Origin of the sequence: Pantoea sp. GD03673 (assembly GCF_029844725.1) — a bacterium.
GTDB lineage: Bacteria > Pseudomonadota > Gammaproteobacteria > Enterobacterales > Enterobacteriaceae > Pantoea.
The window spans coordinates 1-1337 of the sequence record NZ_JAOCKJ010000036.1 but is presented as its reverse complement, the minus strand read 5'-3'; the positions used below and the strand labels follow the sequence as shown (position 1 = coordinate 1337).

Annotated in this window: 1 protein-coding gene; it reads left to right on the top strand. The window is 47.7% G+C overall.

Translation table 11 applies throughout. The features are described from left to right. Positions 1-71 precede the first annotated feature (71 nt). The gene (locus tag N5J69_RS22160; protein WP_000427623.1) at positions 72-1076 is read left to right on the top strand and encodes an IS110-like element IS4321 family transposase; all 1005 of its coding nucleotides are present in this window, start codon (positions 72-74) and stop codon (positions 1074-1076) included. Positions 1077-1337 lie beyond the last annotated feature (261 nt).

Here is a 1337-nt window from a genome sequence, read left to right as displayed (position 1 = left end):
TATTTAATGAGATGGTCACTCCCTCCTTCCCGGTACTATGCTGAGGACAGGCTTTCATTCGGAGAACTATCATGGAAAACATTGCGCTCATTGGTATCGATCTGGGTAAAAACTCTTTCCATATTCATTGCCAGGATCGTCGCGGGAAGGCTGTTTACCGTAAAAAATTTACCCGGCCAAAGTTGATCGAATTTTTGGCGACATGCCCCGCTACAACCATCGCAATGGAAGCCTGTGGCGGTTCTCACTTTATGGCACGCAAGTTGGAAGAGTTGGGGCATTCCCCAAAGCTGATATCACCACAATTTGTCCGCCCGTTCGTTAAAAGCAATAAAAACGACTTTGTCGACGCCGAAGCTATTTGTGAAGCTGCATCGCGTCCGTCTATGCGTTTTGTGCAGCCCAGAACGGAATCTCAGCAGGCAATGCGGGCTCTGCATCGTGTCCGTGAATCCCTGGTTCAGGATAAGGTAAAAACAACCAATCAAATGCATGCTTTTCTGCTGGAATTTGGCATTAGCGTTCCCCGAGGAGCTGCCGTTATTAGCCGACTGAGTACCATTCTTGAGGATAATAGTTTGCCTCTTTACCTCAGCCAGTTATTGCTGAAATTACAACAGCATTATCACTATCTTGTTGAGCAGATTAAAGATTTGGAATCCCAGTTGAAACGAAAGTTGGACGAAGATGAGGTTGGACAGCGCTTGCTGAGCATTCCCTGCGTCGGAACACTGACAGCGAGTACTATTTCAACTGAGATTGGCGACGGGAAGCAGTACGCCAGCAGCCGTGACTTTGCGGCGGCAACAGGGCTTGTACCTCGGCAGTACAGCACGGGAGGTAGGACGACATTGCTGGGAATTAGTAAGCGAGGTAATAAAAAGATCCGAACTTTGTTGGTTCAATGTGCCAGGGTATTCATACAAAAACTGGAACACCAGTCTGGCAAATTGGCCGATTGGGTCAGGGATTTACTGTGCCGGAAAAGCAACTTTGTCGTCACTTGTGCTCTGGCAAACAAGCTGGCCAGAATAGCCTGGGCCCTAACGGCACGACAGCAAACTTATGTAGCATAACGGCAGAAATACACCGGTTTAAAGAATTACTGATCTGGTTTTGCGAATACTGATATTGATGATACTAACGGCCCACCGGCCTGTTGAGGAACCTGTAAAACGGAAAGGCTCATTGAAGCCGTATATTTTCTGGAGGTTCATCAGGCGCGGAACTCATCAAGGCGCGGGAATAAAATCCCATTCAGACGCCGGATAGATTCAAGCAAGCCAACTTGTCGTCAAAATCGGTGTTGCAAAAACGGGAGTGACCATAGATTCCGT